General features: G+C 34.0%; 22 protein-coding genes and 1 riboswitch. Of the genes, 10 read left to right on the top strand and 12 right to left on the bottom strand.

Annotated features, from left to right (window positions below):
- The first annotated feature begins 745 nt into the window (after window positions 1-745).
- The 4 genes from FHY45_RS00870 to FHY45_RS00885 all read left to right on the top strand — a co-directional run bounded on the left by FHY45_RS00870 (window position 746) and on the right by FHY45_RS00885 (window position 4,817).
- Window positions 746-1,189 (top strand): hypothetical protein, encoded by a 444-nt coding sequence (locus FHY45_RS00870; RefSeq protein WP_066100014.1) that lies wholly within the window; start codon window positions 746-748, stop codon window positions 1,187-1,189.
- Between the two features lie 313 nt (window positions 1,190-1,502).
- Window positions 1,503-1,964: a hypothetical protein gene (locus FHY45_RS00875; protein WP_139891175.1), complete on the top strand. Its 462-nt coding sequence runs from the start codon at window positions 1,503-1,505 to the stop codon at window positions 1,962-1,964.
- A 206-nt stretch (window positions 1,965-2,170) separates the two neighbouring features.
- The gene (locus FHY45_RS00880; protein ID WP_139891176.1) at window positions 2,171-3,241 is read left to right on the top strand and encodes a DUF3900 domain-containing protein; all 1,071 of its coding nucleotides are present in this window, start codon (window positions 2,171-2,173) and stop codon (window positions 3,239-3,241) included.
- 685 nt (window positions 3,242-3,926) lie between these two features.
- Complete coding sequence (locus tag FHY45_RS00885; RefSeq protein WP_066100023.1) at window positions 3,927-4,817, top strand: DUF6612 family protein; 891 nt, start codon at window positions 3,927-3,929, stop codon at window positions 4,815-4,817.
- Between the two features lie 55 nt (window positions 4,818-4,872).
- On the opposite strand, the gene FHY45_RS00890 is transcribed toward FHY45_RS00885, so the two are convergent.
- From FHY45_RS00890 to FHY45_RS00900, 3 genes are all read right to left on the bottom strand, one after another.
- Window positions 4,873-5,727, bottom strand: coding sequence for a DegV family protein (locus FHY45_RS00890; RefSeq protein ID WP_139891177.1), 855 nt, complete (start codon window positions 5,725-5,727; stop codon window positions 4,873-4,875).
- A 166-nt stretch (window positions 5,728-5,893) separates the two neighbouring features.
- Window positions 5,894-7,339 carry a UDP-N-acetylmuramoyl-L-alanyl-D-glutamate--2,6-diaminopimelate ligase gene (locus FHY45_RS00895; protein ID WP_066100031.1) on the bottom strand — a complete coding sequence of 482 codons (1,446 nt, stop codon included), beginning with the start codon at window positions 7,337-7,339 and terminating at the stop codon, window positions 5,894-5,896.
- A 311-nt stretch (window positions 7,340-7,650) separates the two neighbouring features.
- Window positions 7,651-9,033: a DHA2 family efflux MFS transporter permease subunit gene (locus tag FHY45_RS00900; RefSeq protein ID WP_066102227.1), complete on the bottom strand. Its 1,383-nt coding sequence runs from the start codon at window positions 9,031-9,033 to the stop codon at window positions 7,651-7,653.
- 445 nt (window positions 9,034-9,478) lie between these two features.
- Between FHY45_RS00900 and FHY45_RS00905 the strand changes: the two genes are divergently transcribed.
- Window positions 9,479-9,853, top strand: a complete 375-nt coding sequence (locus FHY45_RS00905; protein ID WP_066100033.1) for a YuzC family spore coat inner layer protein — start codon at window positions 9,479-9,481, stop codon at window positions 9,851-9,853.
- Window positions 9,854-10,137: 284 nt separating this feature from the next.
- Here FHY45_RS00905 and FHY45_RS00910 read toward each other — a convergent pair whose 3' ends face one another.
- Together FHY45_RS00910 and FHY45_RS00915 are read right to left on the bottom strand one after the other, a co-directional pair.
- On the bottom strand, window positions 10,138-10,575 hold the full coding sequence (locus FHY45_RS00910; RefSeq protein ID WP_077247926.1) for a GNAT family N-acetyltransferase: 438 nt from the start codon (window positions 10,573-10,575) through the stop codon (window positions 10,138-10,140).
- A gap of 299 nt (window positions 10,576-10,874) precedes the next feature.
- Complete coding sequence (locus FHY45_RS00915; RefSeq protein ID WP_139891178.1) at window positions 10,875-11,753, bottom strand: Cof-type HAD-IIB family hydrolase; 879 nt, start codon at window positions 11,751-11,753, stop codon at window positions 10,875-10,877.
- A 414-nt stretch (window positions 11,754-12,167) separates the two neighbouring features.
- Between FHY45_RS00915 and trhA the strand changes: the two genes are divergently transcribed.
- Window positions 12,168-12,818, top strand: a complete 651-nt coding sequence (gene trhA / locus FHY45_RS00920) for a PAQR family membrane homeostasis protein TrhA (protein ID WP_066100039.1) — start codon at window positions 12,168-12,170, stop codon at window positions 12,816-12,818.
- Between the two features lie 327 nt (window positions 12,819-13,145).
- Here trhA and FHY45_RS00925 read toward each other — a convergent pair whose 3' ends face one another.
- The 4 genes from FHY45_RS00925 to FHY45_RS00940 form a co-directional block, all read right to left on the bottom strand.
- Entirely contained in the window at window positions 13,146-13,325 is a 180-nt protein-coding gene (locus FHY45_RS00925; RefSeq protein WP_139891179.1) for a hypothetical protein, read from the bottom strand.
- A 47-nt stretch (window positions 13,326-13,372) separates the two neighbouring features.
- Window positions 13,373-14,170, bottom strand: a complete 798-nt coding sequence (locus FHY45_RS00930) for a type II toxin-antitoxin system SpoIISA family toxin (protein WP_066100042.1) — start codon at window positions 14,168-14,170, stop codon at window positions 13,373-13,375.
- 101 nt (window positions 14,171-14,271) lie between these two features.
- Window positions 14,272-14,730 (bottom strand): hypothetical protein, encoded by a 459-nt coding sequence (locus tag FHY45_RS00935; RefSeq protein ID WP_066100045.1) that lies wholly within the window; start codon window positions 14,728-14,730, stop codon window positions 14,272-14,274.
- On the bottom strand, window positions 14,723-15,196 hold the full coding sequence (locus FHY45_RS00940; RefSeq protein WP_257468935.1) for a DUF2243 domain-containing protein: 474 nt from the start codon (window positions 15,194-15,196) through the stop codon (window positions 14,723-14,725). The genes FHY45_RS00935 and FHY45_RS00940 overlap by 8 nt, the downstream gene beginning before the upstream one ends.
- 143 nt (window positions 15,197-15,339) lie before the next feature.
- Between FHY45_RS00940 and FHY45_RS00945 the strand changes: the two genes are divergently transcribed.
- Both FHY45_RS00945 and FHY45_RS00950 read left to right on the top strand, forming a co-directional pair.
- Window positions 15,340-16,872, top strand: coding sequence for an FAD-dependent oxidoreductase (locus FHY45_RS00945; protein WP_139891181.1), 1,533 nt, complete (start codon window positions 15,340-15,342; stop codon window positions 16,870-16,872).
- 256 nt (window positions 16,873-17,128) lie between these two features.
- Window positions 17,129-17,989 (top strand): EamA family transporter, encoded by an 861-nt coding sequence (locus tag FHY45_RS00950; protein WP_139891182.1) that lies wholly within the window; start codon window positions 17,129-17,131, stop codon window positions 17,987-17,989.
- 122 nt (window positions 17,990-18,111) lie between these two features.
- Here the strand turns inward: FHY45_RS00950 and FHY45_RS00955 are convergent, their stop codons facing one another.
- Window positions 18,112-18,732 (bottom strand): FMN-dependent NADH-azoreductase, encoded by a 621-nt coding sequence (locus tag FHY45_RS00955; protein WP_066100058.1) that lies wholly within the window; start codon window positions 18,730-18,732, stop codon window positions 18,112-18,114.
- 180 nt (window positions 18,733-18,912) lie between these two features.
- Between FHY45_RS00955 and FHY45_RS00960 the strand changes: the two genes are divergently transcribed.
- Both FHY45_RS00960 and FHY45_RS00965 read left to right on the top strand, forming a co-directional pair.
- The gene (locus FHY45_RS00960) at window positions 18,913-19,332 is read left to right on the top strand and encodes a MarR family winged helix-turn-helix transcriptional regulator (protein WP_139891183.1); all 420 of its coding nucleotides are present in this window, start codon (window positions 18,913-18,915) and stop codon (window positions 19,330-19,332) included.
- 10 nt (window positions 19,333-19,342) lie between these two features.
- Complete coding sequence (locus FHY45_RS00965) at window positions 19,343-20,566, top strand: MFS transporter (RefSeq protein WP_066100066.1); 1,224 nt, start codon at window positions 19,343-19,345, stop codon at window positions 20,564-20,566.
- 229 nt (window positions 20,567-20,795) lie between these two features.
- Here FHY45_RS00965 and FHY45_RS00970 read toward each other — a convergent pair whose 3' ends face one another.
- Window positions 20,796-22,274 carry a sensor histidine kinase gene (locus FHY45_RS00970; RefSeq protein ID WP_180349908.1) on the bottom strand — a complete coding sequence of 493 codons (1,479 nt, stop codon included), beginning with the start codon at window positions 22,272-22,274 and terminating at the stop codon, window positions 20,796-20,798.
- Entirely contained in the window at window positions 22,267-22,923 is a 657-nt protein-coding gene (locus FHY45_RS00975; RefSeq protein ID WP_066100072.1) for a response regulator transcription factor, read from the bottom strand. Before FHY45_RS00975 ends, FHY45_RS00970 begins: the two co-directional genes overlap by 8 nt.
- Window positions 22,924-23,289: 366 nt before the next feature.
- Window positions 23,290-23,416, bottom strand: a riboswitch (cyclic di-AMP (ydaO/yuaA leader).
- Window positions 23,417-23,566: the final 150 nt, after the last annotated feature.

Here is a 23,566-nt window from a genome sequence, read left to right on the forward strand (position 1 = left end):
ATTCAAACAGCTCGAATCACCAATCATATTATAAAAAAAATAATGCCAGGCGTTAGCATCCTTTTTTATATGATTGGAGTAGCCATAACCTCTAATTTTAAAATATGTAGAACATACTTAATTTGAATGACCAATGAAGAGACAAGCTGTCACCTTAACTATGTAGTTAATTCTTATTATATAATGTAGAGATATATACATAATTCTATACTTTTAGTTGTTTTTAGATTCATTAGTCAAAACTTTTACTAATACTAAATAAAAATATTATGTAAACAATCATTTTAAAATCTAAGCATATGTTAAACCGAGCACAACCTATATAATTGAGGAAATGAATTCCTCTAATATCATAAAAGTGTAAATCACTAATGCTATACCAGCAACAGCAATGAATCCAACAAATAGTGCAGAGCAAATTATCTTTATAAAAGAAATAATAGTGGTAAGAATATTTTTGTTAAATATTATAATATGAGCCATCTTATTCAACCTTTCTGAAAGTCTTCTACTTTCACTATACCGTAATCCCTTGCCAAATGTTAACACCTATTTTCCTTTATTTTGTAATAACATTTCCGTATTTCAAGAGGACCTCTAAAAAACAAACGTTAAAACCTTGCTATAAGAATGATTTATGTTAGATGAAATTATAAATATATGATTCATATGGAATCAAAATATTTTGTTTTTTTTATTTTTTGTTCTATCATAGATTATTAAAAAAGGAAAGTTAGGTCTTAAGATGAAAAAAAACACATATCATACAATTATTGCTGAACTAAATCAATCAGACCAAGTTTCTCAAAAATTATTACATTCTTTATCAGCTCCGATTATTATAAAAATGTTTTATAATTTATTCGGACCTTCTGGGACACACCGGTTAAGTGAAAATGCTTATTATAAAATTCTTACTGAATTGAAAGACCACACGGAAGAGCTTCCAAACACTTCTGTGCCATATGCCAGTTCAACACTGATTCATTTATTTTATGACAAGATTGGCAGGCACGTCACGGCTGAGACCGTTTTGGAGGATGATGAAGGGGACTCCAAAGAAGAAACAAATGATTTAACAGTAGATGACCTACTGGATTTACTTAATTTCGCAAACGAAGATCATGATGAGCTTTATGCAGAACATATTAAAGATCGCCTTTCTCAAATTTGTTCTTTATTACGATAAAAATTATAAATATGTGGGGATGCTTTTTTAAAAGGCATCCTTTTTAATGCGTACAAATGTTAATTACAATAAAATATCAAAATTGATCAGCAACCATTATAAATAGATTATTTTGCCAAGCGATTACATATAGAAGTATTTCCAACAAAGATGCCATCTAATTACAGGGTATTCCTTCTAATATAGGGAAAATACTACTATATTGTGACAATTGCAATTATTCAGTTCACTACAGTGTAAATCATATAAAGGTATATGTTATTATGGTCCCAACAAAATATTGTGCGATTATTATTTTTTGAGGGGGATTTAAATGAAATCAACGACTAAGGAAATCATAGTATCAGAAATCAGGCAGACAAAAACTGTATATGAAAAGCTATTGATATCATTAACAACTCCAGTCCTACTTACTATTTTCAAACAATTATTCGGCAGAAACGGAGAGTTTTCCTTATCCGATAAAGGATTCGATTGTGTTGTAGAAGAACTTGAGTCTCAGAATCGACTACCAGAAACAAATGGGGAAAAAATCACAGATGCCTTATTGGTAGATATTTTCACTGATTTTTATACCAATCAGAATGAAGATAACCCTCTTAAAGATCAAATGCCTTCTGTTGACGAACAATCAACCCCTCATCTAACACTTGATGATTTATTAGATTTACTTAATATAGCTATGAAACATCATGATATCCTATATGCCAATGAATTAAAAAGACGTTTATTGGTACTTAACAGGAATCATAAAAACAGTATAGAAGCCTCCTGAATATCTACCTTCTAAGCGAATGAAGCACCCTGTTCATTCGCTTTTATTATTGCATCACTAAGGAAAGTTCATGGCTAGATGGTTGGTTAAATTTAAAAAGAACTCTCAGCTTTCATTATTTCGATCTTCGACCATGTCTTCATTGACGAAATACCTCTGTTTTGGGATACTGAAAAGGCTGACTCTAAGGAAAAAAGGTGTATAACATGGAATTTGAGATTAAATTTTTATCTTTCTTTGTTGTGGAAACAGAAGATAAGGAACAGCCTACAGCTAAGCATTATCAAACACTTGATACAGATGAATATGAGGAAAGTGCTCTTAAAGATTTCCTTGATGGCGAATTCAAGAAAATCGTAAAACGTAAAGTCGATCGTCATCCCAATTCAGAACAAGTACCAACAAAGCTGGGCCATTTTATAATTGAACCAGGTCATACATTGGATTCAAATCCAAACTACAATGCATTTAACCGTACTCGCTTTGCTGATAATAAAGAAGATTTTAAAGCATTCAGTGAGGAATTCGTTCATGCTTATCTTGATACAAGTGCAGTTCGGGGCGGTGTGTTTGTTATGGCTTCAGCCGTACCGCGGAAATTTTTCGAACATCGATTTTTATTTTTAATGAAATGTGATTTTGAACCAAAGGTCGCTTCTATATCTGATGAAAAAACATTAATTCGCAATGTCGAGATGGCCATCACTACTAAAAATATGAAATCCATTCTATACCCTCATATGCCTGAAGAAGGCATGATTGAGGAAAGCGAATTAAAAATTCATCAATCCTCACATGCCCGATATTTCGAAGATTTTTTAAAATTTGTAGAGTATGGTGAATCTAAACAAGAATTAGTGAAGAATCATGTCATTGACATGGTACAGGAGCATATTGGTGAAGTATATGAGCCCGAAAGTGAGGAACGCCGTCAGTTTGAAGAAGCTATTGAAATCTGGGCTGACAGTCCCAAGCGTGAGCTTCAGGAACGATTAACAACTGAACAAGTTGTAGAAGCAGCCGCTCAAATTGTTGAACAAGAACCGGATATTGAACTAAAGATGAAGCTGGATAATACGAATATTAAAGGATTGCTGGCCGATTTCAGTGAAACCATTCATTTAGCCAAAATTAACAATCGTTATGTATTGGTGATTGAAGCAGAGCAAATTTTATTTGAGAAGGGATTCTCCCCCATCGAATTCCACAAACCTGATGACCTGCATAGGGTAATCGATAAAATAAATAAAAAGACCTATGAAAATAATACTTTTTAAATCATAGGTTAAATTCCATGATTTAAAGAAGGGTTCTGATTTTAAAGCTATAAATCCTGATATATGATAACCTTTAGATTAGATGGTTTTTAGGCTGCCGACTTTGTCGACAGCCTATTTTTTTAAACACTATTTAAGATTGGATATTAAGACAATCCATTTTTTGCCACTATTGCTAGTAAAAAATTTATCTGCATTCTGACAAAACCGGCTATATAAAAATTGGCCAGAACCCCTTTCATTGATCCAGCCATTCTTTGCTACTTTTAGATTATCATTTATAAATTTAAAGTTTAGATTAATGTAGCGGTATCCTCCATTCAGAATTCACACCAGCTTTTGCCCCCCTTCTCTTCTGTTTTGTTTACTTATATAACTAGTAATACAGTTGCTATAATCATATTCAAACAAAATATTAATTATATTTATAAAGATGCATTTTTTACAAAATTTAGGGTATTGTGTTATTGTTGATTTGATCATTACCACTATGAATAATCTCCAGATGCTCTCTTCATTAGGTATCATCTCAATCAGTATAAAAAATTCATTTCCTGATATCAGTCCAATTGTCTACTTAGTTAAGCACTTGCAAACTTGCAATTAATTTATACATATATGACTTTGCTTAATATGCTTTAGAATGTACTTCGTTTTCAGTGAATTCAATATCAAGGAGGAACATATGTTGAAGAAGTCAGTATCTTATTTGGGAAGTATTTTTTTCATTTTATTTTTAACTGCTTGTAATGAGGAAGCTTCACCGGTATCTAAAAATGGCAATGAGGTAGCAAAGGCAGAGGAAACAAAAAATGGTGAATCTGAACTAACAGCCAAGGAAGTCTATAAAAAAATGGTTGAGGCTTCTTCTGAAGTTAAAAGTCTTGGTCTTAAATTAGATATAGATCAAGAAATATCAACTGAAGCTGATGGAATCATTTTGACAACAGAAACAAGGACAGACTCTAAAATGATTCAGGAACCTTTGTCCTTATACCAACAGATTGAAATTTATTATAAAAATCCAGCAACCGGAGAACAGGAAGGTAAAATCGATCAATATTTAACAGATGAAGGATTTTTCATGCACGATATCGAGGGAGATCAGTGGGGAAGATATAATGCAGATTATACTGAGGTGGCGAAAGGGCTTAATTTACAGCCGGGAACGAATCAATTAGATTCTCTGAAAGATTTAGAGTCATTTGCAGACGACTTTACCTTTGAGCAGGAAGCTGATCAATATGTTTTAACTTTAGCAGGCAATGATGAAAAATTAAATGAATACGTAAAAGGATCATTACCTGCTAATATACCTGAATTAGAAACAGCTCTGAAATCTATGACACTACAAGAAGTCGAATATGAAATCTTTATAGACAAAAATACTTTTTTACCATCGGTGATGAATGTAGATATGAATATAGGTATCTCGGAAAACGGAAATTCCCTTGTATTAGAACAAAGTATTGAATCTAGCTACTATGACTATAATAAAATTGATAAGATTGTACTTCCTAAGGAAGCATTGGATAATCCAAACGAAATAAATTTAAATGATACAACCAGTATGTAACTATAAAAAACTAAAGCTCCCAGTCGAGGAGCTTTAGTTTCTTTAGTTTTACTATTTATTCACATACCCATGAGACTCCGATTGTTCCTACTCCTGTATGGACTCCAGCAACAGGAACCAATAGCATTCGCTCAGTAGGAATGGAGTTAAATTCTTCATTTATTTGTTTTTCCAATTTACACGCATTTTCTTCGTCATCAGCATGGATAACTACTATTTTACTAACCTTACAAACTTTCATATCTTCTCTTAATAAATCCAATATATAATGGATAGCTCTCTTTTCAGTTCTAACTTTTTCTCTAATTTTAGCCCCTTCTGTTTCTATAGAAAGAATAGGCTTAATATTAAACAAGTTAGCAATGAGCCGTTGGCTTCCTGAGACTCGCCCGCTTTTATGGAGCTGATTAAGATTAGACGGTATGAGGAAAAGCCTTGCATTCGTTTTGATTTCTTCGATTTGTCTGACAATTTCTTCAGCATCAAAACCCTGTTCAAATAACTCTATACCTTTTTTCATCAAATAAGAAAGAGGGTAAGATCCAGTACGTGAATCAATTGCAAACAATTTAAAACCTACTTGCTCAGCAGCCATTACAGATGTTGAAAAAGTACCTGATAGTTTACCCGAGCAATGGAACGCTATTCCATAATCATACTCTTCTTTCAGTTTTTCATATAATTCAACAAATTCACCAATTGATGGTTGTGATGATTGGAAAGTGGTATTTTCACTTGCCATTCTTTCGTAAAATTCTTTTTCTGTAATATCAATTGTTTCTTTGTATGAAACTCCATCGATAACAATTTGTAAAGGAATAATATTTATTCGATTTTTTTTAATAAAATTCTCGTTTAATGTGCATGTCGTGTCTGTAATCCAAGCAATTCTTGGTGGTTCTTGTTTCATTCCCTCTTCCCCTTTTAAACAAAATGGTATGACCAATTTTATATTAAAAATAGTATGTAGTAATCATTACTACATACTTAATATAATTTAACTACTTACTATAGTCAAACGTTTTCTTGGAAATTCGACTATATTATTATTTATTCAACAAATTTTGCAATCAGGCTCAAATTACCTTAACTGTTTTTTCCTCTTTTGAAAGATAAGTTAATGTATCTATGTCGGAATTAGTCGGTAAAAGATACGTATTTTTATAAACTTCATTGCCTTTTCCGGTAATAAAAATCCAGTCACCATCTTTTGCAATTTTCCAAGCATATTCGATTGCCGACGTACGATCCGGTATGACCTTCCCTTTGGCAGATGGCTTTAAATCATGTAGTGCTTCTATCATCCCCTCAAAAGATTCGGTCCCTAAATCATCCAGCGTTAAAATACATAGGTCACTGTGCTTTTTCGAGATTTCAACCATACCACGTCTCTTTGTCACATCTCGATTTCCCCTAAATCCAAAGATATGAATGATGCGCTTTGCCCCCATCTCTCTTCCGGTTTTAAGACATTGTGCAAAAGCATCGCAAGTATGAGCATAATCTACAACTAACTGTGCACCTGTCGGGTGATTCACTACTTCAAATCTCCCCGGCACGCCAGGAAATGATTGTAGTGCATTAATTATTACTTCACCTGGTACACACATATTTCTCGCTGTTAGAAATGCAAGCGCCGCATTTTGAATATTATGTTTTCCCTTAATAGAAAGCCTAATAGGATAGATTTCTTTATTTTTATATACAAACTGTATATCACCCGTTTTATTTTGCTGAATATACAAATCAGATTCTTTATTCCCTACACAAAAAATTTGGTCATTAGTACCGCATAACCTTTTTTCAAGTTTACTGCCCCATTTGTTATTCGTATTAATCACAGCAGCACCATCTGGCTTTAATTGAGTAAAAAGCTGTGCTTTTACTGAAAAATAATCATCCATATCCTTATGATAATCTAAATGGTCATGGTCTAAGTTTGTAAAAAGAGCATAATCATAGCTAATCCCTTTCACTCGATATTGTGACAGTGCGTGTGAAGATACTTCCATTATGACAATATCATCTTGACTTCTTGATAATTCTTTTTGTAATTGCAATGCATCCATGGTTGTATTTACAGAGGGTGTAGATTTTTCACCATTTATATAATTATAAACCGAACCAAATAAAGAACAGGATCTACCATAAGCTTCAAGGATATGCTTCAACATAAACGAAGTAGTAGTTTTTCCATTTGTACCTGTTACTCCAATAATTGTTCTATCTGCTTGCACAGGATAAAAACGTTTAGCTAAATCAGCCAGGATAGCGCGGCTATTTTCAACCCTAATATACGGGACCGATAGATCAGTGATTTCTTTTTCGCCGATTATAACTCTCGCTCCAGCTTCAATTGCCTTTTCAATATACGTATGACCATCCACCTGAAATCCTGTAATGGCTACAAATATGAATCCCTCTTTTACCTCTAATGAATTATTAGCAATCCCGGTAATATATATTTCTTTATCCTTATCTGACACTTTTGCGACATCACTCAACAAATTTTTAAGCTTCAAGTCTTAGCAACCCCTTTTGTTCTTCTGCTTCTGTGAAAATATTCAAGATTTTTTGTGGTATTCTATGGTAATTCACTATCTTTTCCGATTTACTATCTGTATAAAAGATAGTTAGTTATATGTTTTGTATTAGCTTTCATATTATACAAACAGAACAACACCTATACCTAAATTCCTCTATTTACAAACTTATAAACCCTTTTTACACTTTTTGATTATTTTTTTACTTTAATATATACATTTATTTCAAAATAATCGCCCTATATACCCAAAAAGAAAACTCCCTATTTCACATAAGGAGTTTTCTTTCTCTATACTTTCACTCTTTTCAGAAATAAAGACAATAATAACCCGGTAATTGAAGCAACCATTATAAGGATATACCCTTTTTTCACACCATAAATGAGAGCCTCCGTTAGAACCTCTGAATTAGGATAACTCCCTGCTTCATTTAAATATGAATTTTGCCCCATTGTCATAAAGGTAATCGCCAATGCAGTTCCGATAGCTCCGGCAATTTGCTGAAGCGTGCTCATGACAGCGGTCCCATCAGGATAATATTTTCTGGGTAATTGATTTAAGCCATTTGTCTGTGAAGGCATCATGATAAAAGCAATGCCAATTGATAAGCAAACATGCATTATGATAATTGTCGATAAAGAAGTATCAGCTGTGATTTGTAAAAATAAAATACTCGCTATACTAGTTAATACAAACCCAATAACCACCAACCATCTCGCCCCATATTTATCCATTAATTTTCCGTTAATTGGAGACATAATCCCATTCATTATCCCACCAGGCAAAAGCGTTAAACCAGCTGTAAATGCCGATAATAGTAGCCCTCCTTTTAAATACATCGGTAATAGAATGGCATTCGATAAAATCATTAACATAGCTAAAAAAACCAATGAGACACCCAGGGAAAACATAGGGTAAGTGAATACGCGCAAATTAATCATAGGATTATCAGTATAAATTTGACGGAAGGAGAACAATATCAAGAAAAATAGACCGATTCCAATAGGGAGTAACACATGTGCTTCTCCCCATCCACCTCCGCCCTCTCCGGCAGCACTAAATCCGTAAACAATCCCGCCAAATCCAATTGAGGAAAGTATTACTGACCTTATATCGATCTTTGGTTTTGTTAGTTTTGTAACATTTTTCATAAAAAATATCCCGGCACCCATGGAAAGCAATAATATCGGCAAACATGTCCAAAAAATCCAATGCCAACTTAATTGGTCTACAATGATTCCAGAGAAGGTAGGGCCAAATGCAGGAGCAGACATGATAACAAGCCCCATTAATCCCATCACTACCCCACGTTTATGCGGAGGAAAAATAATAAGTGTGCAATTAGTCATTAAGGGTAAAAGAATAGCGGTTCCAATGGCCTGGATGACTCGCGCCGACACCAATATAGGAAATGAATGCGCAAGGCCACCAATCAATGTGCCAACAATTCCCATCGCCAGAGAGAAAAAAAACAATTGCCTGGTCGTAAACGTTTGAATTAAGATAGCCGAAACAGGTACCAAAATTCCCAATGTCAATAAATATCCTGTGGTCAGCCATTGTGCTGTTGAAGCTTCTATATTAAAGTCATGCATAATATTGATTAAAGCCAAATTTAAGGCTGTTTCACTGAATAAACCAATGAATGCTGCCACTGCCAAAACTGCCATCATTGGTACAGCCCTGAACTCCTTTTTCTCTTCTAAATCCACTTTTCCAGCATTCAATGAAATACCTCCTGTTAGCTTCACATCAAAAAGTTTCTAATACACTTACAATGAGTTAATCTGCTAGATCGTCTATATCATTTTTCTGATATATCATGCCTTATTTAAAGCAGATTATTAGTGGAATTTTTTTCTTTAGTTCTTCTTTTAAAGAAGAGTAAATAAAAAGACAACCAGCTATATAGGTTGTCTAGGTTAAGGACCCAACTAAAATCCCAATAAAACAAGGAGTAATTATAAGTAAAAGTATCATTAACACTTTTAACCAGGCATCTTCTCCTTACATATCCAAAGATTCACCTATCGCCAGTCCTCTTCATAGGTATGAATACTATAGACCATCTTTAATATCCATTCATTTATAATTACTTTGATAAAAGGAGATAGGAACATGAATAATCCATATGACATGAATAATATGCACCCCGGTTACCATAATAATTACCAAAATTATGATCGCCAGCTTCCTCCAGTTCAACCAGTAATATTTATTAATTCAGCAGGGGTTGCCAAGGAGCTTATAAATGATGCCTACACCATAACTAACCACATTCAAAACAATCCACAGTTTTCAAGACAAATAATGACGTATGCTCAGCATGGGCAAAAAAATGAAATCTTAGGAATGCTTAACAGTTTACCTTTAAAGCATCGCCCAGAGGTAGTCTTTACACCAGGAGCCATATTAATTAAATTATTCCCAGGTAATCCAAATGACTCCAGCAGTGCCTTAACCATAACTATGCTGTGGCATGAAGCTTTTTAAGTCATCAGCAAATATCAAAAAAGCCGAAGAAATGCTGATTAACAACATTTCTTCGGCTTTTTTGTTATTCATTATCATACTCATAGTAGTTCTATGCTACTATTATTTTATTCCTAAAGGAGAAAGTTTGTATGTTCACTTTTTTCAATAAATGTTCTATTTGCAAAAAGAAAGATAAAGATTTACGCAAATATCAAAATGGTCACGGCAAAAAAAATAAAATATGCAAAGCTTGCACCTTGTATGCCGAAAGAAGGGCGTTCCGCAGAATCTGAAATCATGTATTACAGCTTTTTACGAAATGAGTAACACCATTTATCGTAGCCTAACTTTTCTTCATAGAAGCGGTGAGCATCCGTGCGTGAAAGAGCAGATTCTAATGCTACATAATTCGCACCATTTTCCTTAGCCCATTCATGAATAAAAACAAGCAGCTTTTCCCCATATCCTCTCGAACGTTTACTTTCAGTTGTTACCAAATCATGAACAATGATATGACGTTTATTATAGAAATTCACACGAGAACTAACACCAATTACAGCTACCACTTCTTCACCTAAAAACAATGCAAAAAGCCTGTACCCTTCTTTATGCATTTGATTCATTAATTCTAAATACGAATGCTTATCCAAATCAGTACGTAATTGCTTCATTATTGAATATGCATCATCCCATTGGTCAACCGTAATCAATTCCATAATATTTTCTGTGCTTATCGTCATGTTTTTCCTCCTGAGGCTATAATTAGATCAATTATAACCCTGCAAAATTTTACGGAGTCAGCTCCGTTACCATTATACACCAATCATTCTATTTCGCTATTGTTTTACATATTTATATAAACAAAATGAATGTATATACGGATGTTAACAACTGAAAATTTATAAACATATCACGTTAGAATCAGCAGAAAATCATATATCATATATAAAGTTTGAGTTTTGTTAGAATTAGACTTGATGAAATATATTATTAGCAATCTCATTTAGAATTGACTTAAGCTGTAATCATACTAACTACCTTAAACTTGACGTATTGCAAGGACTTCTTCAATCGCACAGGCAACACCATGTTCTACATTCGTTTTAGTATGATATTGGCAGAGTTCTTTCACCTCATCGGAAGCATTTCCCATAGCTACTCCACGTCCAGCCAGCTGAAGCATGGAAACATCATTTAAATGGTCACCAAGTGCCATAACTTCTTTCATCTCGATATTAAATTGATCAGCCAACATCTTTAATGATGTTCCTTTCTGAGCTTTTGGATGATTAAATTCTATGTTTCCGCGCTCAGAAGAGGTAATGATATACTCGGTTTCACCGGCTAATTCGCTATTTATACGTGCCAATTCATCCATATCAGCTGATAATACTAAAATCTTATAGATAATCAATTCTTCATCCAGGTATATACCTTCAAAGTTATCTACAAAATGGCAGTGTTCGAATTTAAATCGTTCCTCCGCTCTTCTTCTAACATCCTCTAGCATTAGAGCTTCATCAGCGTATGGGAATCTCTCCATTTTTAATTGCATTCTAATGTCAATATACTGTTCCATACTTTTAGAAAAAACTCCAACGTTAGTAAAAAACTCAATATATACGTTTTTATTTTCCAGTACTTTTTGAATTGAGCGGCACCATTCTTTTTTTAGTGGGAGTTTATTTAATACTTCTCTCTGCTCGTCTCTTATTTCAGCTCCGTTTAATGCAATTACAGGACAACACAATCCAGCCAGTTCCAATGGCATCAAGGCATAACTGTATGGTCTTCCTGTAACAATAACTACCTGAATCCCTTCCGCCTGTGCTTTTTCAATTGCGATTATATTCTCCTTACTGATACGACCTTTACCATTCAACAAAGTCCCATCCATGTCTGTTGCAATTAATCTCAACGTCAATCATTCCTTTTACTGTAACTTAAATAAATACCATACTAGTATACTACTATATTCATTAAATTCGTAGAAGCCATTCATTATTTATAATGGTTAAAATAATGATTCTTATTGAATAGTTAAACAACACGCCTCAGAAGAACTAATGCGAGTCTTGGTATAGTTAAATCTTTCATATAACAGACCTGCGTAAACCACAAAAAAACTGATAACCAGTTTCCTTTTCTTAATTAAGATGAATTCAAAAATATCTCATTTAACATGCATACTATAAAATGGGTGATAAGTAGTTATTAAAACTATATAATGAATTGTCGAAGCAATAATATAGAGTATTAATATTTACATATTAATGATATTGCATTATACTAATGATAATAATTCATATTGTACTAGAAAGAAGGAAATTTAATGAAGGACATTCATGTTTATAGCAAAGGTGAAGAAATCGCAAATGCAGTTACCCATGGCCTGGGTGTTATATTAAGTATAGTAGCGCTGATTTTGCTGGTTTTCCATTCCTCTATATATGGGACCGCTTGGCACATCGTTAGTTTTACTATATTTGGAATAACAATGCTTCTTATGTATCTGTGCTCCACTCTTTTGCACAGCTTACCCCAGGGCAAAGCTAAGAATGTATTTGAAATATTCGACCATTCAGCTATCTATTTTTTTATCGCAGGTACGTACACGCCATTTTGTTTTATTGTATTGGACGGTTGGACACGTTGGACTTTATTCGGTATTGTCTGGGGAATAGCTTTTGGGGGAACAGTTTTTAAATCATTTTTTGTTAAAAAATATATGATCGTATCAACACTTCTTTACATAGTAATGGGTTGGATGATTGTCTTCGCATGGAAACCATTGGTCAACTTCCTTGAGCCAAATGGAATGATTTTATTAGTTACTGGAGGTATTCTATACACGGTAGGTGCTATCTTTTATGTATGGAGAGGCTTCAAATTCCATCATGCCATTTGGCATCTTTTCGTTATCGCCGGAAGTGTTATGCATTTCTTCTGTATTCTCTTCTACTTACTTCCATGGGATAAATAATAACATATTCTTATTACAATTTAAGGCAGCTCTCCCTATCCGGAAGCTGTCTTTTTTATCTTTAACGAATGTTTTATTTAGCCTTTAGTCTCTTCAATTATCCAAATTTACCTCGAAGTTTTTTTAAAACTCTAATGGCCTCATGATTCATTTTACTGATCCTTAATGCCTTATTGCCCAAAACTGTGTACCTTCTGTTTTTTCCTAATTGTTTAGTTACATTCTTAGATGTCATATTTTATGCTCCTAACATGTGCATTTTGTTATAGCTTATGCTATAACACAAAAAAGCAATACAAAAAAAAATAACAAAGTCCCATCACTTTGTTATTTTACAGAGTATATATAAGCCAATGCTTTTTTATTCATTTCTTTTACTTTCTTTGTCTGCTTACTGACTGATTTATCAGAGAGATGGGTGATTTTGGGACCTGACTGGGAGTTTTTTGCCATTGCCTCAGCGGAATCGTCAGACTGAATGTTATTTCTCCTACGCCTCATAGCCATCTTACTCCTCTCTTCCTTAACTTTTATACCCTTATTATACCAAAGTTTTACATAAACGAATCATAAATGTGAACTAAATTAGCAATATGAACACCATCCACTTCAATGGGAATGCCCTTATCTTTCTTTAAAACTATAATAAAGTTATACATTTGTAAATGGATAGGAATTAACAAAGCATCGTGGTCTTCAAGGGTGATAACCTCTAAATTGAAAATCGAATCGGTAAAGCTTTGTAAAAGCTGCTGATTAAAATCGAAATTATGTATATGATCAATCCTGATAAGCTTTTGTTTAATTCTCTCCCTGACGGATATATCTAAGTCAATCGAATCGTCAGCTTCGTACTGATTGATATCAACTGACAAACCAAATTCCTCACAATACAGGACAAGATATTTCTTTAACTCTCTCTCATATTCTTCTCCGTTTTCAGGAACAGGCTTTTGCTCAAAATAATAGATAGCATCCTGTACTAATAAGGACATATGCTCTACCTTTGTCACCGTCGCTCGTTGAATTTTTTCATTTTCCTTTATGGTAGCTTCAAGAAATTCAGAACCTGTTATAAACTCTGCCTGCCATATCTTTAAAATGCTTGGTGTTAAAAGAACGGATAAATCGATAAAAACAACGATTGCAGTTAAACTCAATATATATGTCCAGTTGGTTATATTTATTCCGCCTGCAATAATGCCGATTCCGAGGCAAAGCACAAATAACGTATAAAGGCTTCGGCGAAAATTTTTTAAATGCAAGTCAAATATGGAAGGTTTTACGATGGCCATCATACAAGAAACGAGAGAAAAACATACTAGAATAGCAATATAAATTTTTCCAAACATTTCATCCTCCATCGATAATCATTTATATGAATAATCATACCATTTAATTCCAAATTACCATATAGGTATATCTTCTGAATTGTCAGATGACTGTTTGTAATCTATTTCACCTTAAGTTTATAGTGATAGGCAATCTCCTTACCGTTATACATTAGTGCTTTATGATTATTCGTATTTAACGTAACCTTCACCTTGTACACCCCTGGTTTGAGTGTGCCTAAATCATAATATTGACCATAAATTCTATTCTTTTTATCTCCATTCATATATAGATGGGCATGACCTTCATTAATTCGTTGCTCATTCGAACCCAGCTTTTCTGGTTTAAACGAAAAGTTTTTTGTGTTGATTTTCAGCATCCAACACCCTGTTTGATCCTGCTTGATCCATCCATTAATTTCCGGAATTTTCACTTCACTTATATTGCTTATTTCTAATCCATCATGTTGTCCCGTATGCCCAGCATGAGCATCATTGCTGAAATGGCTGCTTTGTTGATGAAAATATAGCATGATGGATACAAACCCAGCGATAACAATAAAGCTAAGTATTCTATACATGAATCTCTTCGCCACCCTTATGCCTGGACGCACTATTTTTCAAATACAAACCAATCAAAAATAAAATAGCTCCAACTATCAGAAACGCTATATCATAGAATAAAGCATTGGGATCACCTGGTTTTACCCTATGAATCTGCAGGATATGATGATTAACAATCCCTTCCAACATATTGAATAAACCTGAGCCAATTAAAAACCAACTAATAATCTGTTTGACACCCTGCTTTTGGTCTGATGGGTTCCCAGCAAGCCATAAAATAAAGCCCCCTGCCACCAAAGCAATCGTCACCGCAAAATGAAAAATCCCATCACTCATGATTTGACCTGAGCGACTCGTTTCCATCACGACACTATGCCATTGTAAAAGCTGATGAAAAATAATCCCATCCATAGCACCCATAAAGCCGGATCCCAACAGAAAGCTTCCTATTACTAATAATTTCTTTTTAGTTTGACTCCTCAATCGAATTCCCCTCCAGCCCCCATTTTTTTTACTTAATATCCAATCGGTCTTCATTATAAACAATCCGTTTATCATAATTAGCTGATTTTTTTAACAAAACATGGGTAACTATATACTATATTGGAAAAACCGGAGGGGTTAAAATGAATCAATTACCTAATCAATCGAGTTCATATTGGACGAAGTTCATGCAGAATCAAGAAGAACTGAAATTTAATAAGCTACAAAATGATTTAGAAACAGATGTTGTTATAGTTGGAGCTGGAATAGTCGGTATTTTAACGGCTTATCAATTGGTCAGCAAAGGAGTAAAGGTTGCATTAGTTGAGGCAAGCGAAGTGATGAATGGGACAACAGGCCATACAACAGCAAAAATAACCGCCCAGCATGGATTAATTTATGACAAATTAATTAATTCGGTAGGTGAAGAAAAAGCGAAACTATACTATCAGGCAAATATGGATGGCCTTGAATTTATCCATTCTCTCTACAAAGAAGAAGAGATCGATTGTGATTATGAAGAACAGGAAGCCATCCTTTACGCAGAGACTGAAAAATTTGAAAAGAAAATCAAGTCAGAGTTCGAAGCTTATCAAAAACTGGGCATTCCAGGTAAACTTGTCGAACACCTGCCTTTGCCTTATCCAATCAAAAATGCCATTATTATGCCTAATCAAGCACAATTTCATCCAGTTAAATACTTAGGCCATATTTTAAACCTGATTATAAAAAAAGGCGGACAAGTATTTGAACAATCGCCAGTAGAAGCTATTGAAGATGACGATAAAGGACCTGTTCAAGTTAAAGTGAAGAATGGACATACCATTTATTGCAATAAAGTTGTGATTGCTTCCCACTATCCATTCTATGATATGCAGGGACTGTACTTCTCTCGCCTGAGCCCGAAACGCTCTTACATTGTTGCCGCTGAAATCAAGGAAGACCTACCAGATGGAATGTACATTAGCGCCGAGCAGCCTACCCGCTCAATCCGCCATACAAAAGACGGGGATAAAACCCTGGTATTATTTGGAGGAGAAAGTCATAAAACCGGTCAAAGCGAAAATCCATTTAAGCATTATGAAGCACTAAAGGATTTTGCCGAAAAGTATTACACAGTTAATGACCTTCCATACAGATGGTCAGCACAGGATTTAGAAACATTGGATTATGTCCCTTATATTGGTCCATATTCTTCTATGAAGGATCATATTTTTGTTGCAACTGGTTTTGGGAAATGGGGAATGTCGAACGGAGCTGTCGCTGCTCTAATTTTAAGTGATTTAGTACGTGGAAAAGAAAATCCATATTTTGATCTGTTTACCCCCACTCGTTCAGAAACACATATACAATCTGCCGGTAAATTCATAAAAGAAAATATAAATGTAGCAAAAGAATTAATTAAAGGAAAACTTGCTGATAAAGATATCAGTCCAGATGAACTTAAACCCGATGAAGGCAGTATCGTTACCTTTAATGGTAAAAGAGCCGGTGCCTATCGCGACCATACAGGTAACGTTTGTGTAGTAGATACTACCTGTACCCATATGGGGTGTGAAGTGAAATGGAATAATGGAGAACGTTCCTGGGATTGCCCATGTCATGGATCCCGCTTTGCACCTAACGGGGAAGTCATCGAAGGCCCAGCAGTTAAACCGTTGGAACGTTTGAATTAACAGCTTGAAATGAGATTCCCATATCCCTACTATATATCCTTTGAATCCTAAAACTAAAATACACTTTTTATGCCGGGTAGATAATCTATGTGACATAAGGAGTGTATTTTTTCTTCATGTAAATACAACTCAAGAATCAAGTATTTAAACTTATATGAAACCAAATACCTTTTTAAATGGAATTGAGTTATAGTTAAAGTTAGAAAAAACCAGAGGAACAAACCGATTCTAAGTACATAAATAAGCGAGGATTTTCATGAGCATACTGTTAGCTTTACTGGCTGCTTTATTTGCAGCATTAACGTCAATATTAGCAAAAATCGGGATTAATAATGTGAATTCAAATTTGGCCACTGCGATTCGAACGTTTGTAGTCCTAATTATGGCTTATGCCGTTGTTCGAATAACCGGGCAATGGGATGAGCTGTATACTATCCATCCTAAGGCATGGATTTTCATTATCTTATCAGGTATAACCACTGGCCTATCGTGGCTATGTTTTTTTAAGGCCATACAAATTGGTGATGTATCAAAAGTAGTTCCTATTGATAAATCAAGCGTCATAATTACAATTATTTTATCCTTTATCATCCTTCAGGAGCCGTTGACTCCGTTAGTGATTGCAGGAGGGGTCGTTATTACGATTGGTACTTTTATTCTTATCGGTAAGAGAGAAAAAAAGAAGAAAGAAGGCTATCTTCAGTCGTATATTTTCCTAGCTGTCTTATCAGCCGTTTTTGCAGCACTAACCAGTATATTGGCGAAAATCGGTATCGAGGATGTTGATTCAAATGTTGCCACCTTCATTCGTACTGTAGTGATCTTAATTTTTGCCTGGAGCATTGTATTTTTCCAAAGGACGCAAAAAGATCTTAAAACGATATCTAATAGGTCCTATCTCTTTTTAATCCTATCGGGTATCGCAACTGGCTTATCTTGGTTGTGCTACTTTGCTGCCATTCAAATCGGACAGGTATCCATCGTAGCTCCCATCGATAAATTCAGCGTAGTCATTACAATGGTATTAAGCTTTATTATTTTAAAAGAAAAACCTAATAAAAATACGATTATTGGTGGTATTGCGATTACAATTGGTACTATTCTGCTTATTTTTTAACAAACGCGTCATTTATCGTCCTTTATATATAAAAACAGTGGGAATTCTTAATCGAATCCCACTGTTTTTATTGTTTTCTATATTAATGGTAAATCCAACGATATAGTATTGATGTTTCTTAATTAGAAGCGGGCAGCAAGTTTAGCGGTTTTCTCAAGCCCTTCTGCAACAATTTCAACCGTACGGTCTGGGTATTGATTATGTCCTTCAATAACCATAACTTCTGGGTTAGTAATTCCCCAAAGGCTAATAGCAGATTTAACTAAATTAACTGCCATTTCCGCTCCTGGTATAGCTGAGTAATCAGAACCTCTTGCAGACAATAGTGCTACCTTTTTATCAGCTGCATATCCTATCGGACCTTCAGCAGTATACTTAAACATTTTTCCGGCTTGAGCCAAATACGAAATATACGTAATTAATGGCGCAGGAACAGTTGAATTCCAAAGAGGGAAGGCAAAAACAATTTTATCCATGGATAAGAATTGATCGATATATTGATTTGCTAAATTAACATATTTAGTTTCTTCTTCTGTTAATTCGATTCCTTGATTGTTTTTATAAAGAGCGGTAATCGCCGCATTTCCATAGTAAGGGAGTTCTACTTGGAATAAATCCAGCTCTGTAATTTGATCAGTTGGATTTGCTTCTTTATATGCATGTAAAAATGCATTGTACATTTGAACAGAAACAGCTTGGTCTGCCGGTCGATCGTTTACTTTAACAAATAAAACTTTAGTCATATGTATACCTCCATGTACGATATATGATTTGTAAATTTATTTTAATATAGTTTGAATTCAAAGCAAAATAATATGCCTATCTTTTACCATTATAAAAAGACTGGACATCTTCTCCTCTTCTCTGCCATAATAAAAAAATTGGATTAGTTAACTAAAGTAACTAATTTATAAGGAGGTAAAATGAAAAGATATCAACAGTTATTTCACGAGTTGTCTATGGTGCATAAACCTTATATTGACCAGTTAAATGAAATTCTAGGTAGATATGCTTTGAACAGACCACAATGGACAATTATGTATATCCTTTTTAATTATGGGCCACATACCCTTGTTGAGATATCTAAATATCAAAGTATCGAAAAGCCAGCGATAACCCGCACAGTCAACAGCCTCGAGCAGCAAGGGTATATTCAGTCATTTTCAAGCTCAGATAAAAGGAAGAAAAATATTCAACTGACTGCTAAAGGAGAGAAACAATATAAAGTTGTAAGAAGTGAGATTGATGAATTTCAGATTGGAAAGTTAATAGGTATTACGACAGATGAACAAGAACAATTCCTAAATATCCTAGAAAGGATTAAGCAAAATTTTAATGAGTAAGGAGATAACTATGCAAACGGAACGAGCAAAATTATGGACAAAAGATTTTATCATTGTATCCACCATTAATTTTTTATTAACACTTGTTTTTTATTTATTAATGGTGTCAATTTCGGTCTATGCTGTTGAACAATTTAGTGCTTCAACGAGTGAAGCAGGACTGGTTACCGGAATTTTTATTATTGGAGCACTTATTGGCCGACTTCTGACAGGTAGAATTATCGATAAATACGGCAGAAAAAGAATATTATTATTCGGACTTATCGTTTTTACATTAACAACTATTTTATATTTTGGGATTAATAGCTTGTCTTTTTTGATGGTTAACCGCTTATTACATGGAATCGGATTAGGAATTGCAAGTACGGCTACCGGTACCATTGTAGCGCAAATCATACCAGCAGAACGACGTGGTGAAGGCGTTGGATATTTTAGCCTTAGTGCCACTCTTGCTACTGCGATTGGTCCTTTTTTAGGTATTTATTTAAAACAGCATACAACATTTGAAGTCATTTTCAGCTTTTGTATAGCATTGGGAGCTGTTAGCTTTTTAACTGCCTTTCTATTAAAAATACAAAATGAACAATCTCACACTTCTGTTGAATCAGAAAACAATAGAGTTAAGCTTTCCAGTTTTATTGAACCAAAGGCTATCCCCATTGCTATCGTTATGATGCTGGGAGCCCTATGCTATTCAAGCGTCTTATCATTTATTACTTTCTATTCAGAAGAGATTCAATTAGTTGAAGCAGCAAGTTTCTTTTTTGTCGTTTATGCAGCAGCGGTTTTAGTGTCAAGACCTTTTACTGGCCGCTTGTTAGACTTAAAAGGATCTAATATTATTATGTATCCCTGCTTACTTGTATTTGCCCTTGGACTTCTTCTATTAAGCTATGCTAATAACGGATTTATTTTGCTTTTAGCCGGCGCAATTATTGGACTCGGTTTTGGGAATATCCAATCTACAACTCAGGCTATTGCCGTAAAAGTGACTCCTCCTCACCGAATCGGTTTAGCAACAGCAACCTTTTTTATCTTTTTGGATGTAGGCTTCGGAATTGGCCCATATGTACTTGGAATGATTATTCCTTTCACAGGCTATCGAAATCTCTATCTAATCATGTCGATTCTCGTATTGGCATTAATCGTAGTCTATTATTTTATGCATGGAAAAAAGGATTCTTTAGAGATGCGCAATAAATTAACAAAGCTAGAGGAAACAAAATCAAATTAAAATCACCATTAAGGAAAAAAAGCGGAATGTCCGATTTTGGATATTCCGCTTTTTTCTATTAATTCGATTTTCATTCAGCATAATAGCATTCTCATTCTATTTTAACCGCTATGATAAATGCTCTAAAGCAGCTAAAACTTCAAGTAATAAAACGTATTCTCCAAGAAATATTCAGTAATGTAAAAAAGAGTGAGGCATGCATTAAATTGTTGCCCCACTCTTCCCTGCGCTATTCTTCAATATTTTCCTGTTTAATATGCTTGAACTTCAGCGAAAAGGTTGCTGATTGATTTGTACTATTTACATCAATATTCACATCATAAATTTCAGAAACCCTTTTAACAATCCATAACCCAATACCCGATCCAGACGTTATCTGCTTAGCCATACTTAGACGTACATACTTATCAAAGATCTTATTGATATTAGAATAATGGATAGATGAGCCAGTGTTGGTTACGTCAATATTAATAGTATTATCAAGCTTATTCTCTCTAATTCCCACAAAAATGGTTGATTCCTTTGTAGAATATTTCACTGCATTGCTCAATAAATTCTGCATGACTAATTCAAATGAATACTCATCAATCCAGATTTTGGTGGTTTTACTTACATTATCATTAAAAATAAATGTGTAGGAGGGGTAATTCCTCATATAGGCAGCCATTAATGGTTCAATACAACCTTTTGGTTCTATCCAGCTATCGGGAGGATTTCCTCCTAAATAATAAAGTTCATGCGATAATTTAATACCTGTTAATAACGAATCTATATTACTAGATTGGTTTTTAATATGAAACAATCCTTCTTTAATCTCAGGATGAGTTTCGTTATCAATCAGGTCCTCCAAATATTCAATGGTATTCTTAATATTATGAGCAGGATTCCGAACCTCATGGACAATCTCTTCTAGGAAAGCATGCGTCTCGTCGGTTACAGCGAGCATTTTTTCAACACTACTATTGGTAACATTGTTTAACTCTTCCATTTCCCTTAACATATAGTCATTCATAAAATGGGGTGTAATATTAAACTTGTTTTTCAGCTTATAATGATTGGTCATCTTCGATAAAGGTTTAAAAATAGTTTCAAATAATAAGGCCTGAAACAAAAAGAAAAAAATGAATATAATCAAATATAAATAACCATTCGTGATGAGTATTTCTTTAAAATCTTCAATAAGCAGAACCGAGAGATTTATTTTCGTATATAACTGACCATTGAATGCTTCCGTATGAATGGCATGCTCAATTTCAGCTATTACAGATCCATTAACTTCATAAAACTCAACCTTAATTTTTTTATCACTTAAACCATCTTTTACATAGATGTCTTCTCGACTCTGACCTAATAACCACTTAATTATTGGTAAATATTTTTTATCTTTTCCTTCATAAATATTGATATTCTTTGATGTTTGGTTATAAGCAATATTTTGATAACTTGAGTCATTATCCAAAATCATCATATACTCATAAGCACCAGGTAGCTTACCGAATTTATCATTTAGAAAGTCTTCCTGTAAACCGTATTCAGCTAAATGAGTTTCAACCAAATAGAAGTTCGGCAATACTTCATTGATTCGATGTTTTGCATAATCGTTTACCCGATTAATATTTTGCAGTAAGACTATGCCTGTAAATATCAAGAACATGAGAATATTGGATAAAATGGTAAACCGTTTAACAGTAAGCCAATTTTTAGTCATTGATTTCATATCCAACATTTTTAATCGTATTAATGCTATTCTTACCTATCTTTCGTCTAATCCGATTTATCGTTGTATTAATAATGTCATCACTCATATCCCCATGCTCAGTCCATATTTTTTCCCATAATTCTTGTTTACTGACAACTTGATTTTTATGTTCTAATAAATACGTATACACCTGCATTGGAATTTTCGATAGCGTTTCAACACTGCCATCTTCTTTCGTAATCGTACCACGAAGAGGCTCAATTTTTAATCCTCTATGTATATAATACGAATTATTTTTTACTGCTGTACTTTCCATAATATTTTTTATGTTAAGGACAAGTTCTTTGTAGCTGAAAGGCTTTGTAAAATACAAAAGCGCACCTTCCTGTAATCCTCGCAATCTTGCATCTGACGAATCTGCTCCGGTAACGAGGACAAAGGGAATATTATGTTTTTTCCTTATAATAGAAGCAGCTTCCAAACCATCAATAATTGCACCATGAATGGTAATATCAAAAATTAATAAATCGTATTTCACTTTATCACAAGCTATAATTGCATCCTCTGGATCGTCAAAATCATCTACTGTATATCCTTGTAATTCAAGCCTTTTCCTTAGTACTTTTCTCGCAACAGGCTCATCTTCTAAAATTAACATTCTAATGGGAATCACCCTCTTTAAAAAAGTAAATAAATTATATCACCATAATTTTTTGAGGTAAATACTTACTTGTATTTTTATGCATAAAAATGCCATCATTATTTCATATAACTATTAAATCTAAAGGGATGTGTAGTTTAAGCAAAAAAAGAGTGATTCCATTAATAGCGGAAATCACTCTGTGTTTATATTGACTTTAAAGTACGACCAATGAGTATACGTTTTATTGATGAAACCACTCTGCTCACCCGCTTTTATTATTAAGAAATTAATAAATTAATAGCTTGATCAACAAAAAACGCCTGCAAGCCATCAATAAATAGACCTGCAGACGTTATATTAGTTTCGTCTCACAAGTTCCACCTTCCTTCTCATAAAACGCTGAGGAGTTAGCTGTCGGATTCGTGCCTACTGAGTAGCCCTACCATAATGGATTCACCCCAGAACACAATGGGTCCCCCGCGCAATTATGCTTAAGCGATTTAGAAATTAGAAACTTTGATAATAATACTCCCGATATGAAAAATGTAAATATTTTCATCTACTAATTTTTGTATATTTTTAATTTATTCACATAAATTTCTTTTTGTTTTTTGGTCACAGTCTACTTTGTATTTCAACCTATACAGAAGTCACAAAA

The sequence above is a fragment of the Bacillus sp. D386 genome, assembly GCF_006346415.1.